The organism is Halomonas alkalicola, assembly GCF_030704205.1.
In the GTDB taxonomy this organism is placed as follows: Bacteria; Pseudomonadota; Gammaproteobacteria; order Pseudomonadales; family Halomonadaceae; genus Halomonas; species Halomonas alkalicola.
Genome location: NZ_CP131913.1, coordinates 3,056,779 through 3,069,731, shown reverse-complemented (window position 1 = coordinate 3,069,731; position 12,953 = coordinate 3,056,779). Strand labels below are relative to the sequence as shown.

The 12,953-nt window shown below is 65.0% G+C and carries 14 protein-coding genes; 5 read left to right on the top strand and 9 right to left on the bottom strand.

What is annotated here, in order from left to right; genetic code table 11:
- Positions 1 to 61: 61 nt before the first annotated feature.
- On the bottom strand, positions 62 to 1,465 hold the full coding sequence (gene fliD, locus B6N23_RS14445) for a flagellar filament capping protein FliD (protein WP_305500128.1): 1,404 nt from the start codon (positions 1,463 to 1,465) through the stop codon (positions 62 to 64).
- Positions 1,466 to 1,532: 67 nt separating this feature from the next.
- Positions 1,533 to 2,651: a Fic family protein gene (locus B6N23_RS14440; RefSeq protein WP_305500126.1), complete on the bottom strand. Its 1,119-nt coding sequence runs from the start codon at positions 2,649 to 2,651 to the stop codon at positions 1,533 to 1,535.
- Positions 2,652 to 3,109: 458 nt separating this feature from the next.
- Between B6N23_RS14440 and B6N23_RS14435 the strand changes: the two genes are divergently transcribed.
- The 5 genes from B6N23_RS14435 to B6N23_RS14415 are packed head-to-tail and all read left to right on the top strand — an operon-like array spanning position 3,110 to position 6,089.
- Positions 3,110 to 3,424 carry a hypothetical protein gene (locus B6N23_RS14435; RefSeq protein WP_305500124.1) on the top strand — a complete coding sequence of 105 codons (315 nt, stop codon included), beginning with the start codon at positions 3,110 to 3,112 and terminating at the stop codon, positions 3,422 to 3,424.
- Positions 3,425 to 3,458: 34 nt separating this feature from the next.
- The gene (locus B6N23_RS14430) at positions 3,459 to 3,629 is read left to right on the top strand and encodes a hypothetical protein (protein ID WP_305500122.1); all 171 of its coding nucleotides are present in this window, start codon (positions 3,459 to 3,461) and stop codon (positions 3,627 to 3,629) included.
- A gap of 55 nt (positions 3,630 to 3,684) precedes the next feature.
- Positions 3,685 to 4,887, top strand: a complete 1,203-nt coding sequence (locus tag B6N23_RS14425) for an ISL3 family transposase (RefSeq protein WP_305500120.1) — start codon at positions 3,685 to 3,687, stop codon at positions 4,885 to 4,887.
- A 3-nt stretch (positions 4,888 to 4,890) separates the two neighbouring features.
- Positions 4,891 to 5,862, top strand: a complete 972-nt coding sequence (locus tag B6N23_RS14420) for a DcaP family trimeric outer membrane transporter (protein WP_379688500.1) — start codon at positions 4,891 to 4,893, stop codon at positions 5,860 to 5,862.
- A complete protein-coding gene (locus B6N23_RS14415; protein WP_305500115.1) occupies positions 5,859 to 6,089 on the top strand; it encodes a hypothetical protein in 231 nt (76 codons plus the stop codon). Before B6N23_RS14420 ends, B6N23_RS14415 begins: the two co-directional genes overlap by 4 nt.
- Before the next feature lie 509 nt (positions 6,090 to 6,598).
- Here the strand turns inward: B6N23_RS14415 and B6N23_RS14410 are convergent.
- The 7 genes from B6N23_RS14410 to B6N23_RS14380 all read right to left on the bottom strand — a co-directional run bounded on the left by B6N23_RS14410 (position 6,599) and on the right by B6N23_RS14380 (position 12,857).
- The gene (locus B6N23_RS14410; RefSeq protein ID WP_305500113.1) at positions 6,599 to 7,732 is read right to left on the bottom strand and encodes a porin; all 1,134 of its coding nucleotides are present in this window, start codon (positions 7,730 to 7,732) and stop codon (positions 6,599 to 6,601) included.
- Positions 7,733 to 8,029: 297 nt separating this feature from the next.
- Positions 8,030 to 9,214, bottom strand: a complete 1,185-nt coding sequence (locus tag B6N23_RS14405; protein ID WP_305500111.1) for a ProQ/FINO family protein — start codon at positions 9,212 to 9,214, stop codon at positions 8,030 to 8,032.
- 80 nt (positions 9,215 to 9,294) lie between these two features.
- Entirely contained in the window at positions 9,295 to 9,813 is a 519-nt protein-coding gene (locus tag B6N23_RS14400) for a dihydrofolate reductase (protein WP_305500109.1), read from the bottom strand.
- A gap of 14 nt (positions 9,814 to 9,827) precedes the next feature.
- Positions 9,828 to 10,649: a thymidylate synthase gene (locus tag B6N23_RS14395; RefSeq protein ID WP_305500107.1), complete on the bottom strand. Its 822-nt coding sequence runs from the start codon at positions 10,647 to 10,649 to the stop codon at positions 9,828 to 9,830.
- Positions 10,650 to 10,724: 75 nt separating this feature from the next.
- Complete coding sequence (locus B6N23_RS14390; protein ID WP_305500105.1) at positions 10,725 to 11,024, bottom strand: nucleotidyltransferase domain-containing protein; 300 nt, start codon at positions 11,022 to 11,024, stop codon at positions 10,725 to 10,727.
- A gap of 61 nt (positions 11,025 to 11,085) precedes the next feature.
- Positions 11,086 to 11,874, bottom strand: coding sequence for a prolipoprotein diacylglyceryl transferase (lgt, locus tag B6N23_RS14385; RefSeq protein WP_305500103.1), 789 nt, complete (start codon positions 11,872 to 11,874; stop codon positions 11,086 to 11,088).
- A gap of 26 nt (positions 11,875 to 11,900) precedes the next feature.
- A complete protein-coding gene (locus tag B6N23_RS14380) occupies positions 11,901 to 12,857 on the bottom strand; it encodes a response regulator (protein ID WP_305500101.1) in 957 nt (318 codons plus the stop codon).
- Positions 12,858 to 12,953 lie beyond the last annotated feature (96 nt).

Sequence of the window (12,953 nt, the reverse complement as noted above, 5' to 3'; positions counted from 1 at the left end):
CCGATAACGGTTCTGACAAAGATTATCGGCAGCACAATGAGGAACTTTAGCATGTCGCCGATCAATCACGGCCCAGCTGGGCATCCATGGCGGCGAACTGCTGGGTCAGGTAATCGCTGGTCTGGTTCATCTGGGCGATCATGCCGTCTAGCTGACCGAACTGCACCCGGTAGCGCTCGATGGTCTGGGCGATACCCTGCTCCATGCGCACGTAGCGCTGGCTGAGGCTCTCGATGCGGTTCTCGGCGCCGCCGATAGCGTTGGTGAGCGCGCCGTTGCTGCCCAGCAGCTGGCTGCTGGTCTCCGCCAGGCGCCCAGCCATGCCCGGGACATCCTCGCCGCCGGCGAAGAAGCGCTCCACCGCACCCATGTCGTTGGCGATGGCCATGTCGAGCTCGGCGGGGTCCAGGCTCAGGGTGCCATCCAGGGAGAGCGAGATGCCAAGCTCGCTGAGCATGGCCAGCTCGCCCTGGGCGGGGTCGCCCACCATGGCGCTCAGGTCGTTGCGCAGCCGCGATTCGATGGTGCGCACGGCGCTGTCGCCCAGCAGCTCGCCGGCCCGGCCGGATTCAGCATCGAAGGCGGTCAGCTCGCCGATGGTGCCCTTGAGGGCGTTGTAGGCCTCCACGAAGCCGCTCACCGCCTCGCGCACCGCCAGGGTGTCCTGCTCCACGCCGAGGGTGGCGCTGCCGGGCTGCTGCAGGTCCAGGGTGACGCCCTGAATGGCGCCCTCCACCTGGTTGGTCGGGCTTACGATAGCGATGCCGTTGACGCTGAAGGCGGCATCGCGGCCTGGCTGGACCACCGCGCCTGCGCCCTCGTCCTCGGCATCGCTGACGATCACGCCATCGGCAAAGAAGCCCTCCTCGAAGGTCATGCCGGTGAGAGAAGCCGCCTCGCCGGTGTCGTTGGACATCAGCGCCAGGCGGTAGCCCTCGCCGTCGTTGACCACGCTTGCCGAGACGTTGGCGCCCTCATGGGCGTTGATGGCGTCGCGCACCTCCTCGAGGGTGCTGCCGGCCGCCACGCTGATGTGGATGGCATCGGGCTTTCCGTCCGGGGCATTGCCAAACGCCAGGGTCAGAGTCGAGTCGCTATCGGTCAGGGCCTCGTCGAGCTCAACGTCGATCCGCTGGCTGGCCAGGCTGCCGGCGCTGGCGAGCTGTTCCACCTCCACCTGGTACTGGCCGGGGGCGGCATCGGCGTCGGCGGCGGCCTGCAGGGCGTCGCCGGTCACATTGGCGGAAAGGCTCTGGAAGAGCGAAGGCTCGGCCAGCCGGCCCACCGCGCCCTCGAAGGCGGCCAGCGCCCCCTGCAGCTCGCCGTAGGCGGAGATCCTCACCTGCTGGGATTCGATCTGGCGCTCCACGGGTTCGAGCTTGCCGCGCTCCGCCTCGTTGAGCTGATCCAGGAGCCCGTTGAGGTCGAGCCCGGAACCGATGCCGAGGGCTGAAATACTCGCCATAACACACTGCCTTATTGCCGGTGAATTTGCCTCCTGGGGAAGGGGATCGGCGGGGGAAGCGAGAACTTTAGGGTTGGTGGTCTCGCGACCTGGCGAGCCAGGCGTCAAGCTGCCGCTGGGAGAGGCCCATGCCGGCAATGCGATGGGGCGCCAGGACGCGCAGATCCTCGTGAAGGTGGCGCAGGAAGTGTTCACGATCCTGCTCGGGAACGGTGAGACAGCGCGCCTGAATCCGTGCCTCCATGTCTGGCCCCGTGAGCAATTCGGCCACGATCTCGGCGATGATCTGGCGGCGGAGCTTGCGGTATTTCACCCGCAGCGGATCGAAGCCGACGGCTTCGGCCGCTACGTCATAGTCGCGGCAGGAGCACAGGTAGGTCCAGACATAGAGCTCTGCCAGAGGCGAGACGTCGTTGAACTCGTAGGCCACCAGAATGGCCGCGTGGTAGTCGCCGGGCTCGACATCGTGAAAGGAGAGCGGCACTAGATTGTGGCGCACCAGTGGCAGGTTGGCGGCCAGGCGCGCCGTGCGCTTGTTCACGTCCACGAAGGGCTGAAGGTAGGCCAAGTGCACCAGCAGGAAAAAGCTCTGCTCATAGGGGTCACGAATGGCTCGTGCTTTCTCGACCAGCCGCTCCAGGCGCGGCAGCAGTTGATGGCGGCGCTCCAGAGGCAGGTAGCGCGACCCACCGATTCTCACCCCTTCATCACGCAGCTCGCCGGCCATGCCCGGCGCGACCAGACCATCAGCCAGCAGGTAGTGAAGCGACTGGATGTTGCTGACAGAAATCTCCAGTCGGTTGATCCCTTCGACGAGGAACTGGATCGCATCGCGGTGATTGAGAATCATCGCCTGCTCGGCATCGAGCTTGTCATCGGCGGCAACGCCCTCCAGCAACAGCCGCTCGGTTTCCGCCAGGGAGTAGGTATTACCCTCCAACCTTGAGGAGTTGTAGGAGAGGTCTACCAGCAGTCGATTGTAAATGCGCCTGGCGAAGGTACCGGCTGGCATGACACCTGCAAAACGGCTACCGCTGGAAGAGAGCGTTTCGCGCTGCGATTCGCTCAGATAGAAACTCTGGTTGGGAACGTAGGCCTCGACCCACTCATCCCGATAGGTGCTGGCCGGGCGCTGGAAAATCGGCACATCGAGGCGCCGCAGCGCGGCCCGCGCCCGTTCGCTCAAGGGCTCGGCTGGCACCGGGAGCGCCACAGCGCTACTACTGCCCCCCACCTCCCTGGCCCCGTCGGATATCACTCGGTACTGGCGGTTACGCTGGCCTCCACGGCTCACCAACACCCCCTGCTCGACCCACGCCTTGAGCCAGCGCCGTAGGGTACGAGGCGCAAGGTCGCTCCCCTGGGCAACGAGAATCTCACTCAAGGAAGGCCACTCACCTCGTGCCGAGAGGTAGTCGAGAACAGCCCGGCGGATGGATTCATGCTCTGTCATACAACAGCTCCAGGGGCGGATCGGTGTTCTTATCGGCCACTTATCGGCCACTTATCGGCCAGCATAGCGCTTTGAGGCCTTTATTGGCCACTTGCCGGCCATTTATCGGGCAAATTCTCAGTTGCCGGCCACTTATCAGCCACGTTTCGACGACCGAGCTCGTAACCTCCGTTCGGGAGCCACTTCCACCTTTGGGAGGGGAACTGCGTGCCGGCGGCAACTGGCGCCCTCTGGCTCCGGCAGGCATCAATGTGGTCACCGGCATCACGGCCCCGGTGCCGCTCACCACCCCCGACGGCCGCTACCGCCAGACGGCCCACGCCACCTTCGATGGCCAGACGCTCTCGCTCTGTCGTAGCGAGCACGAGCTCGATCGCTCGGGGGGCGATTGCGCCCGGCTGGTGGGCACCCAGCGCGACTTCTCCCGGGGGCTTGCCGGGCGGGTGGAGACCGAGCGCTTCGTGCGCGGGCCGCTGCGCTGCGACCTGCCGCTCAGGTCACGGTGATGCTAGACTGCCCGGCATGATGAAGGGGGAAGCCATGCGCCTGACTGAGCGGGAACACAACGCCATCGTCGCGGTGCTCAAGCGGCATTTCGGGGATGACGCGGTGATATGGCTGTTTGGCTCGAGGGTCGATGACAGGTTCTTCGCAGACTGGCGTGAAAGCGAAGCAACCTTAGGCAGAGGCGGGATAGAGAAACGGCGGTAAATCCGAGTAAGCTGATGTTCACCACAAACCCCAGCCTACGGATACCGCCGTTGCCATGGATGCTACCCCGCTCTGCCTGTTCTGGAAAGGTTTCACCGTCGCCCATCACGAATTCCTGGATGAGCAAACACTACGGCTCCAGTTGGCGCCTGATGACCTGATCCCGCCAGTCTGCAGCGGCTGTGACCATGCCTGCTTTCTCGTCCATGACGTGCATCACCGTCGTGTCCGAGAGGCGCCGTTACTGATCTACCGGGTGGAGCTGGAGGTGCCGGTACGTCGCCTGCGCTGCCCCGTCTGCGGCCCGACACGCGAGCGCATTGACTGGTTGCCGGGTCGTTCACCGGTGACCACTACGCTGCGCCAGTGGGTGGAGCGTCTGGTCGAGTTGCTGCCGATCCGGCATGTCGCCGACTTGGTCGGCCTGCACTGGCATACCGTCAAGACCATCGATAAGCAGCGCCTACAGCGTGACCTGCCGGCGCCGGACCCGACACGGCTGCGTCGCCTGATGATGGACGAGTTCGCCCTCCACAAGGGGCACCGCTACGCCACGGTGATTGCGTGTGCCGACTCCCAGCAGGTGGTGTGGATCGGCGAAGGTCGCTCCCGGGAGGCGATCCGCCCGTTCTTCGAATGGTTGGGTGATGCGCGACAGCAGATCGAGGCCGTCGCCATGGACATGAACGCGTCTTTCGATCTCGAAGTGAAGGACCAGTGCCCCAACGCCGAGGTGGTCTACGACCGCTTCCATGTCGTGGCCAAGTACGGGCGTGAAGTGATGGACCGGGTGCGTGTCGATCAGGCCAACCAGCTGCGCGATGATAAGGCGGCCCGCAAAGTGATCAAAGGCAGCCGCTGGCTGTTGCTGCGCAATCAGGACAATCTCAAGCCTGAGCAGGCGGTGAAGCTGGAGGAGCTGCTGGCTGCCAATGCCTCACTGACCAAGGTCTACCTGCTCAAGGACCAGCTCAAGACGCTGTGGTTTGCCGATGACGAGGCAACTGCCCGCCATGGCTGGCGAGAGTGGGCCGGCATGGCGTTGAGCAGCGGCATCGACGCCTTGGTGCGTTTCACCAAGAAGCTGGAGCCTTACCTGGATGGCATCGTGTCCAGTGCTCGCCACCGGCTAAACACCAGCGTGCTGGAGGGCATGAACAACCGGATCAAGGTCATCAAGCGGATGGCCTATGGGTACCGCGACACGGAATACTTCTTCCTGAAGATCCGTGCCGCGTTTCCCGGCAAAATGCGATGAACCATTAAAAAGACCGCATCGATCTTCACCGCCTCCGCCCTGGCGCTGGCCGTTGCCGGCGCCGCCCAGGCCGTCGAACTGGAAGTTGGCGAGACTACCCTCAACCTTTACGGCTACGCCAAGCTCGACATGATCTATGACGTCGATGACGATCTGGGCAACGCCGTTAGCCGCGCCGCGATCAGCCTGGATGGCGAGCCCAGCTCCAACGGCCATACCACCATGCACGCCTTCCAGAGCCGCCTGGGCTTCACCACCGCCACCCCGGCGGGCGGCAGCGAACTGAAGACCATGATCGAGGGCGACTTCTACGGCGGCGGCGGCGGCACCTTCCGCCTGCGCCACGCCTACGGCGAGTGGAATGGCCTGCTGGCCGGCCAGACTTGGACCAACTTCGGTGGCTTCCTGGCCATGCACCCCACCGTCGACTTCACTCCGACCCCGGGTATCGGCAACGCCGCCCGTCAGGCCCAGCTGCGCTATACCGTCGACGGCTTCTCCATTGCCCTCGAAGACCCGGAGAGCCTGGGTGGCAAGCCGAATGCAACCTACCGCTTTGTAGACACCGTTACTGTCAATGGTACAGATGTTGACCAAGTTGGCTCAGGCGATGCCGCCAAGAGCCGCCTGCCCGACCTGACCATGCGCTACCAGGGAGCTGCTGGTGACTTCAACTATGCCGCCTCCGCCATGCTGCGTCAGGTGCGTTACGACGCCAACAGCCAAGACGCTGCTCCTGCAGCCTGGAGCAGCGATTCCGCCACCGGCTGGGGCCTGGCCCTCGAAGCCAATGCCAAGGTCGCCGAAGGCGTGACCATCCGCGGCGGCGTGACCCACGGCGACGGCATCGGCGGCTATCTGGAGGGCAGCCCGGCGGCACCGGCCTATATCGACCCAACTACCGGCTCCCTGGAGACCATCAAGGCCACCGGCGGTGCAGCCAGCATCACCGTGGCGCCGGTCCTGGCAACATGACCCTGGGCTACGGTATCGCCCGCGCCGACCTCGACGATGCCGAAGCCGCCGGAGCAGCAACTGCCAACTCCAACAAGCAGTTTGAGGCCGTGCACCTGAACTATATCTGGTCACCGATCCGCAACGTCACCTACGGCGTGGAAGTGGGCTACCACACCCGCGAAGTGCAGGATGGCCGCGACGGCGATGCCGTGCGCGTCCAGGGCATGGTGCAGTACAACTTCTAAGCCTACCCCCGGCGGCGCGGGAAGCGCCGCCACTGTTTCAAGCGGTTCCCAGTACAAGCAGAAATTCGATCCCTTCGCCCCGGCCCAGCGCCGGGGCTTTTTGTTGGCGCCGGGAATATTGGTGCGACACTGCCAAACAGGGAACGCCGAACCATACCTTCAGTCTTTAAGAGGCTGGAGGCTGCTGGCGGGAGATCCTATTGGTGAGCCAAGCACTCGACAGGTGGGGGGAGGCGGCTCGATTCATTCACAAATCAAGGCCAGGGTCCGCCACGCGCCGAGCTTGCTGTGACTGGTGGGAGATCGGCTCTGCCGAGCGAATGGCCTAGCGGGCGCCACGGGCGGTATTGTTTGGCTTGCTGCCTGCCGCCAGGCGGATGTGCCATAGAGAATCCCCTGCTGGGGAATGTCACCTCGACCTACGAAGCGCACACAAGAAAGCCGGCCCCTTGGGGCCGGCTTCTGTGTACCGCTAGATCGGTTCGCTGTTTCTAATGCCGAAGAGGCAATTAGAAATCGTAGCGGATACCAACAGCGTAACCGAGATCGTCATTCAGATCGCTGACGCTATCGTCAGTGTCGAAGTCAGTATCCCAAATCTCAGCGTATACATACATCGGCTCACTGAAGCGATAGTTTACACCAACGTTCCAGCGATTCTGACTGTCGATCTGATCCAGCGCCATGCGAACGCGGTAGTAGTCAGCATAGACCTCACCCATACCGTAGTCGAAGGTGGCACCAAGACCCCAAAGGTTTTCAATCAGCCTGTGCGGGTTCTTTTGTTCCTCCAGAGTGGCTTGATCAAACTGGCTTGCTACTTCCTGATAAGTCAGGCGGGCAGAGAGCGCCGGAGTAAAGGCATAACGAGCGCTCACACCCCAAATGTCTTCGCCGCCCGCATAGGCTGCACCGCCATCATAGCTTGCACCACGATCAGTTTTACGACTCACACCCTTGGACTGATTGTAGCCAGCAGCCAAGTAGAGACCGTCAATCTCATAGCTCACGGCACCCGCGGCTGAAACGGTAGAGGAGTTATCCTGCTCACCGATATCCTGACCATTGCCACTCAGATGCTTCACGGAAACGTGGGCTTGGAAACCTTCCAGATTCGGTGTGGAGTACTGGACGGAGTCACCGCGGCTGCTGATGCTGCCGCCATCAAGGGTGGTGTATCCACCCCACTCGGGCACATCAAACATGGATGTAACAGCGGAATAGAATACGCTGTCGAAGTTACCTACGCGAACCATGCCGAACTGGTTGCTGTTCAGACCAACAAAAGTATTGCGGACAGTGATACCATCATCGTTCACAGCGTCCATGCGCGGACGGAGCTCAACGTTACCAAATGCCTGAAGGTCGGAGCTCAGCTGGTGACGTGCACGAAAGCCGATACGAGAGTTGACATCACGGAACTCAGAACCTGAGGTCTTCTCGGTCTGTACCAGCACGGGGTTACCATCTGCATCAAAACCATCGAATTTAGCATCATCGACTCCACCAGCGGTAACAGCAAAATTGATGCGGCCATAGATGTCGATTTGGGTGCCGTCCTGGTCGTAGACAGTAGCGGCCTGGGCGGCAGCGGAGACGCCCAGGGCGCCGGCGATAGCAGTTGCTAACAGTGTCTTTTTCATCTTGGGTTCCTTTGACTAGCAGTCTGTTTCGATCGTTTACCTGCGGACCGCGGGGCGGTCGCTGCAGCCGGCTTGCCGGGTCTGCTCTTCTCTTGCTGGCCGGTTCCCCTCCCGGGAAGCGGCTGGCTGGCGGCATGCCTCGACGAAGCCTTGTTGTAGTCCAATGCTCGCAAGAGGAACTCTATACCGGGAACCGGGGGAACGCAACAAGAAAAAACAGTGTTTCCCTTCGGGGTTCACCCTCCCACAGGAACTTTCGATGCCACCTGCGGTCTTGCGCCGCAGGCGTCACGCGGTTCAGGAGAGGCGATGCTTGGCCACCAGGGCGGCCAGCTTCTCCTCCATGGTGACGGGGCGGGACTCGGCCGCGGGCTGGGGCTTGGCCGCCTTGAGCGCCGACGGCCTGGCGGCGTCGCCCCCGGCCGCGGGCGCCTCCCGGGCGGGGCCGGCCTTGAACCTGGCCTTTCTATCCTCCTGTCTATCCCCCTGTCCATCCCCCGACTTGCCCAGCGACTTGTCTACCGATTGACTTCCCGGCCGGGCGCGCTTGGGCGCTGCTTGCTGGCGGCGGGCAGCGCCGGACGGCACCTTGCCGCGGCGCTCGGCCTGCAGGCGATCGAGCTTCTTGCGCGCGTGCTCGGCGGCCTGGGCATCCACGCCACCGGCGGGCTGGCCGGCGAGATCGATGCGCTCGGCGCCCTCGCGCACCGCCTTGAGGTAGCGCGGGAGGTTCACGTAGCAGGCCAGCGCCCTACGCACCAGCTTCTCGGGCCAGGGTTCGCGCTCGGCCAGCTCCTCGTGGATGCCCACCTTGAGCGGACGGGTGTGGCCCTTGAAGAAGGCAGCGGGGTAGCGCTGGTACCACTCGGCCAGCAGCGTGTGGGGCGAAGGGGCCTCGCCGATGGCGAGGCTGTCCTGCTGGCCGGCGACGGTCGGTGCCGGTGAACCACCTTCCTGTGAGGCGACCGATGCCGCCCCGCTGGCATCGCCCTTCGCCCGGCCGATCTCCTGGCTGATCTCCTCGCTGAGCCCCTGCCCCGCTGGGGGTTCCTCGGGTGCTGAGGGAGACTGCGCCGAGTCGGCGGTCGGGGAGGTGCGGCGCCCGATCAGCGCCGAGAGCCCCTGGGAGCGGCGGGCGGGGCGAGGAAAACCGCTGGCCTGCCCTTCCCGCTGCTCGCTCAGGCGCTCGTGAAGGTGGCGGTTATGCTCCTCCAGCTCGCGGTTCTGCTCGTCGAGCTCGCGGTTTTCTTCTACAAGCTCCAGGCGGCTGGCCTCGAGCTCGCGACGCTCTTCCAGCAGCTGATGGTTCTTCTCCACCAGCTGCTGGCTCTTCTCGGTGAGCGCCAGATGTGCGGCCTCCAGCTCGTCCAGGCGCTGCTGCAGGGCCTGGCGCGACTCGCGCTCCTGCCGCCACAGCCTGAGCAGGGTGTCGGCTCGCCCCTCCAGGGCATCCAGCAGGCGAATTGAGCGTTCCTCGATCAAACCGTTCTCCTCCACGCGTGAGCCAGAGCGAGGCCGTGACGGCCAGTCTGTGCCAGGCGCCGCCCCATGACAAATGTCGTCTAGCGGCGACGATACTCCACGAAGTCGTAGGCGGGCTGCCCCGCGCTCGGGGTTCCCGGCACGCGCTGCACCTCTTCCCACTCGCTCATGTCGAGTTCGGGGAAGCGGGCATCGCCCTCCACCTCGATGGCCACCTCCGTCAGGTAGAGGCGGCTGGCGTGCCCCAGTGCCTGAGCATAGATCTCGGCGCCGCCCATCACCATGATCTCCTCGACGCCGTCGATGGTGGCCTGCTGGTCGGCGAGGGCCAGGGCCGACACCAGGTCGTGGCAGACGCGAATGCCGTCGTGGTGAAACTCGGCGTCGCGGGTCACCACGATATTGAGCCGCCCGGGCAGCGGCCGGCCGATGGACTGGAAGGTCTTGCGGCCCATCACCAGGGGCTTGGCCTGGGTCATGCGCTTGAAGAACCTGAGGTCCTCGGGCAGGTACCAGGGCAGCTGGTTGTCCACGCCGATCACGCGGTTCTTCGCCATGGCGGCGATCATGGCGATGGGGATCAGGGTCTCGTCGGTCATACGGCCTCTCCTGCTTATACGGCCACGGCGGCCTTGATATGGGGATGGGGATCGTAGCCTTCGATGGCGATGTGTTCGAAGCGGAAGTCGAACAGGCCCGTGACGCTCGGGTCGAGCACCAGGCGCGGCGCCGGGCGCGGGGTGCGGGTGAGCTGCAGCTCGGCCTGCTCCAGGTGGTTCAGGTAGAGGTGGGCATCCCCCAGGGTGTGGATGAACTCCCCCGGGGCAAGGCCCGCCACCTGGGCGATCATCTGCGTCAGCAGCGCGTAGCTGGCGATATTGAAGGGCACGCCGAGGAAGATGTCGGCGCTGCGCTGGTAGAGCTGGCAGGAGAGCCGCCCCTCGGCCACGTAGAACTGGAACAGGCAGTGGCACGGCGGCAGGGCCATCTCGTCCACCAGCGCCGGGTTCCAGGCGGAGACGATCAGCCGGCGAGACTGGGGGCTTGCGCGCAGCTGCTCCAGCAACCCGGCGATCTGGTCGACGTGGCCGCCGCGGGGGTCGGGCCAGCTGCGCCACTGATAGCCGTAGACGGGGCCGAGATCGCCCTTCTCGTCGGCCCACTCGTCCCAGATGCTCACCCCGTTCTCCTTGAGGTAGGCGATATTGGTGTCGCCGGCCAGGAACCACAGCAGCTCGTGGAAGATCGAGCGGGTGTGCAGCTTCTTGGTGGTCAAGAGCGGGAAGCCGCGGGCCAGGTCGAAGCGCATCTGGTGGCCGAAGAGCGAACGGGTGCCCACCCCGGTGCGGTCGCCGCGCTCCACGCCGTGGTCGAGCACCTGGCGCATCAGGTCGAGGTAGGGCTGTTCGAGGGCGGGTAGCGTCTGGTCGGTCACGGCGTTCTCTGGTTGCTGGATGGGGACGGGAGTCTACCGGATCTCACTACGGTTGTTGATCGGCAGAAGGACTCTTCAGGGTAGCGTCACTGCAGTCGCCAAAGCATGTTGGTAGGGTTTCCGAGGCGTGGATGGATCGACCACGAGGATATCAATCGGCTGATCGCCGAGGCGAATCTGCAGGCGCGCCGTCAAGGTCAGCATCTTGTCCATCCTGCTCTCGATGACGTCAGGGCTCTCCAGCAGCAGGTCGATATCACCGCCCCGCACGGCGTCATCCAGGCGTGACCCGAAGAGCTTCACGCTGACGCCATCACCGAAGACCTCAACGGCGGCCTGCTTGATGATGGCAACCTGCTCCGGTGTTAGTCGCATACTCCACCTCCTTGCCTCACTCATCGTTACTCAGCACCACTCACGATTCACGACTCACCACTCATACTCTTGCATCCACCGGCTGATTCCGCGACCAGGCGATCAGCGCCAGACCGGCAACGATCATCGGCAGGGTCAGCAGCATGCCCATGGTCACCCAGCCGAAGGCGATGAAGCCGATATGGGCATCGGGCAGGCGCACGAACTCCACCGCGAAGCGGAACACCCCGTAGAGGGTCAGGAAGAGCCCGGAGATCAGCCCGCGGGCGCGGGGCTTCGCGGAGACGAACCACAGCACCACGAAGAGCACCGCCCCTTCCAGCACCGCCTCGTAGAGCGCCGAGGGGTGGCGCGGCTCGGGCCCCAGGCCCGGGAACGGCATGCCCCAGGGCAGCTCGGTGACGCGGCCCGGCAGCTCGCGATTGATGAAGTTGCCGATGCGCCCGGCGCCCAGGCCGATGGGCACCAGGGGGGCGACGAAGTCGGTGAGGGTGAAGTAGGCGAGCCCCTTCTTCCTGGCGAACCACCAGCTGGCGAGCAGCACCCCGGCCAGGCCGCCGTGAAAGCTCATGCCACCGTCCCAGACCCGGAAGATCCACAGCGGATCGCTGAACCACTGCCCCATGCCGTAGAAGAGCGCATAGCCCAGGCGCCCGCCCACCACCACGCCGATGGCGGCATAGAAGAGCAGGTCGCCGATGTCGTCGTGAGTCAGGCCGACGCGCGCGGCGCGGCGACGGCCGAGCCACCAGGCGGCGACGAAGCCCACCACATACATCAGGCCGTACCAGTGCACCTGGAAGGGGCCGAGGGAGATGGCCACGGGATCGATATCGGGGTAGTCGAGCATCGGGATTCCTTGAGGGCGAAACGAGATCAGGGGGTATCGAGGGCATCGGGGCGGGCCGGCAGCCAGCGCCTGACCAGCGCGATCAGCTCCTGGGGGCGATAGGGCTTGGCCAGGTAGTCGTCCAGGCCGGCTTCGGCGAAGCGCTGGCGATCCTCCACGCTGGCGTTGGCGGTCAGCGCCACCAGCACGCTGCGGTGGTCGGGGTAGTGCGCGGCCTCGACGTCACGCCAGCGGCGACTGGTCTCCATGCCGTCCATGCCGGGCATGAAGATGTCCATCAGCACCAGGTCGAAGGGGAGCTGCTCCAGGCTGGCCAGCGCCTCGGCGCCGCTGGTGGCGGTGCGAACCACGAGCCCTTCCCGCTCCAGCACCTGGCGCGCCAGCATCAGGTTGACGGGGCCGTCGTCGACGATCAGCACCCGGCTCTCCCGGTGGGCGGGCGGCGCCTCGGTGGCGGCCGGCTCCTCGCCGGCGATGTCCTCGAGCAGCACCGCGAGGTCGCCGAGCCTGTCGCGCAGCTCCTCCAGAGCGTGGCGCTGGGGGCCGCCCAGGGGTTGCTCGTCCTGGGGCGTCAGCAGTGCATCCAGGCGGACCTTCAACGGCTGGAGCTCGCGGCCCAGCAGGGTCAGGTAGTCAGACTTGAGCCGCGACTCCTCGCGGGGGCGATCGCGCCCCGCCGTCAGGCGCTCGAGCCGCTGCTCGCGACGCGCCAGGTCGTCTTCCAGGGCCTGCAGGCGGCGGCGCAGCTGCTCCTCGCCGGCGGCGACAAGCTCCACCGAAGGCGCCGCCTGCGGAGGGGTCAGGGGAGCCGGGGCGCCGGCCGCGGGCTCGGCATGGCGGGGAGACTCGCGCAGGCACCCGACCGCCACCGCGGCGAGGTTGAGCGTCGAGGCAAGCAGCAGCACTGCCAGCCAGGCACCGGGTGCGCTTGTCAGCAGCAGCGCCAGCCCCGCCAGCAGCAGGCCGGACTGGAGCAGCAGCACCAGGCGAAGGTAGGGGGGGAAGCCGCCGACATGGGCGACACTTGTCGACTCGCATTGTCATCCCTGGCTTGTCACGAGATTGACGGACGAGTGTAC

Coding starts and splice junctions, on each gene's coding strand:
- B6N23_RS14410 (WP_305500113.1), bottom strand. CDS start 7,732: ATGAAAAAGACACTGTTAGCAACTGCTATCGCCGGCGCCCTGGGCGTC.
- B6N23_RS14400 (WP_305500109.1), bottom strand. CDS start 9,813: ATGACCGACGAGACCCTGATCCCCATCGCCATGATCGCCGCCATGGCG.
- lgt (WP_305500103.1), bottom strand. CDS start 11,874: ATGCTCGACTACCCCGATATCGATCCCGTGGCCATCTCCCTCGGCCCC.
- B6N23_RS14390 (WP_305500105.1), bottom strand. CDS start 11,024: ATGCGACTAACACCGGAGCAGGTTGCCATCATCAAGCAGGCCGCCGTT.
- B6N23_RS14425 (WP_305500120.1), top strand. CDS start 3,685: ATGGATGCTACCCCGCTCTGCCTGTTCTGGAAAGGTTTCACCGTCGCC.
- B6N23_RS14415 (WP_305500115.1), top strand. CDS start 5,859: ATGACCCTGGGCTACGGTATCGCCCGCGCCGACCTCGACGATGCCGAA.
- B6N23_RS14430 (WP_305500122.1), top strand. CDS start 3,459: ATGCGCCTGACTGAGCGGGAACACAACGCCATCGTCGCGGTGCTCAAG.
- fliD (WP_305500128.1), bottom strand. CDS start 1,465: ATGGCGAGTATTTCAGCCCTCGGCATCGGTTCCGGGCTCGACCTCAAC.